Annotated in this window: 1 pseudogene; it reads right to left on the bottom strand. The window is 33.8% G+C overall.

Annotated features, from left to right (window positions below):
• Positions 1 to 364 (bottom strand): annotated as a pseudogene (locus tag BJS11_RS13220) (transposase family protein); the annotation flags it as partial.

Below are 364 nucleotides of genomic sequence, written 5' to 3'. Positions count from 1 at the left end.
CCTTCAACATCTTTAGTTGATTTAAACTCATCAAAAGACAAATGATTTGGCAGTGTATCTGATATTTTTGGTTTAACTTGTTGGGCAATAATTTTCATTTGACGATGAACAGTTGAAGGTGAAATAAATAAATCATGCGCGATTGCTTTCTCAGAGCGTGCTTCAGCAGCCTTTTCAGCAATGGCTAGCTTTACTGAATTTGAAATCGAAGATTTTGGTTGAACGAAAGATGACTTAGCTGTGAAAGTTTCACCACAAGCCTTACAATAAAATCGCTGTTTATTTAGTTCTAAGTAAGCAGGTTTATATATGATTTCCCCCATATAAATTAATGTGTGTCGTTTGCCATTTTTAATAACAGTAT

The organism is Staphylococcus caeli, from assembly GCF_900097965.1.
Classification (GTDB): domain Bacteria; phylum Bacillota; class Bacilli; order Staphylococcales; family Staphylococcaceae; genus Staphylococcus; species Staphylococcus caeli.
The sequence above is the reverse complement of the archived record's forward strand: the minus strand, read 5'-3'. Positions and strand labels throughout refer to the sequence as shown.